Raw genomic sequence first — 975 nt, forward strand, 5'->3', positions numbered from 1 at the left:
TAGGCACGCCGCCAGCGTTCATCCTGAGCCAGGATCAAACTCTCCATAAAAGAAGTAAGCTTGATATAGCTCGTTGATTGTTTAAGTCAATCACTCTTTAAAGTACGTTGAAGTACTCAAATTATCGGAATTAACGTTGACATATTGTCATTCAGTTTTCAATGTTCATTCAAAAATAATGGTGGAGACTAGCGGGATCGAACCGCTGACCTCCTGCGTGCAAAGCAGGCGCTCTCCCAGCTGAGCTAAGCCCCCAAGATTTTTAAGAAGTCGGGAAGACAGGATTTGAACCTGCGACCCCTTGGTCCCAAACCAAGTGCTCTACCAAGCTGAGCTACTTCCCGTATATTTAAAATGGCGCGCCCGATAGGAGTCGAACCCATAGCCTTTTGATCCGTAGTCAAACGCTCTATCCAGTTGAGCTACGGGCGCTAAATGATAATGGTGCCGAGGACCGGAATCGAACCGGTACGGTGATCTCTCACCGCAGGATTTTAAGTCCTGTGCGTCTGCCAGTTCCGCCACCCCGGCAAAATAATGGAGCAGAAGACGGGATTCGAACCCGCGACCCCGACCTTGGCAAGGTCGTATTCTACCGCTGAACTACTTCTGCTCGATAGTATTTGAATGATGAGCCATAGAGGATTCGAACCTCTGACCCTCTGATTAAAAGTCAGATGCTCTACCAACTGAGCTAATGGCTCATGAAATGGTGCCGGCCAGAGGACTTGAACCCCCAACCTACTGATTACAAGTCAGTTGCTCTACCAGTTGAGCTAGGCCGGCGAATGGTGGAGAATGACGGGTTCGAACCGCCGACCCTCTGCTTGTAAGGCAGATGCTCTCCCAGCTGAGCTAATTCTCCGTTATCATTGCCTGGCAACGTCCTACTCTCGCGGAACGTCAGTCCGACTACCATCGGCGCTAAAGAGCTTAACTTCTGTGTTCGGCATGGGAACAGGTGTGACCTCTTTG

The 975-nt window shown here is 49.8% G+C and carries 8 tRNA genes and 1 rRNA gene; all 9 read right to left on the reverse strand.

Features of this window, described 5'->3' with window-relative positions:
• Nucleotides 1-179 precede the first annotated feature (179 nt).
• A tRNA-Ala gene (locus CD118_RS11010) sits at nucleotides 180-255 on the reverse strand.
• A 15-nt stretch (nucleotides 256-270) separates the two neighbouring features.
• A tRNA-Pro gene (locus CD118_RS11015) sits at nucleotides 271-344 on the reverse strand.
• A gap of 11 nt (nucleotides 345-355) precedes the next feature.
• Nucleotides 356-432: transfer RNA gene (locus CD118_RS11020), tRNA-Arg, on the reverse strand.
• Between the two features lie 10 nt (nucleotides 433-442).
• Nucleotides 443-531: transfer RNA gene (locus tag CD118_RS11025), tRNA-Leu, on the reverse strand.
• Nucleotides 532-538: 7 nt separating this feature from the next.
• A tRNA-Gly gene (locus CD118_RS11030) sits at nucleotides 539-613 on the reverse strand.
• 18 nt (nucleotides 614-631) lie between these two features.
• Nucleotides 632-704 (reverse strand) — tRNA-Lys (locus CD118_RS11035).
• Nucleotides 705-710: 6 nt separating this feature from the next.
• Nucleotides 711-786: transfer RNA gene (locus CD118_RS11040), tRNA-Thr, on the reverse strand.
• Between the two features lie 3 nt (nucleotides 787-789).
• A tRNA-Val gene (locus CD118_RS11045) sits at nucleotides 790-865 on the reverse strand.
• Between the two features lie 9 nt (nucleotides 866-874).
• A 5S ribosomal RNA gene (rrf, locus tag CD118_RS11050) occupies nucleotides 875-975 on the reverse strand; the annotation flags it as partial.

Source organism: Staphylococcus coagulans (genome assembly GCF_002901995.1).
Taxonomy (GTDB): Bacteria; Bacillota; Bacilli; order Staphylococcales; family Staphylococcaceae; genus Staphylococcus; species Staphylococcus coagulans.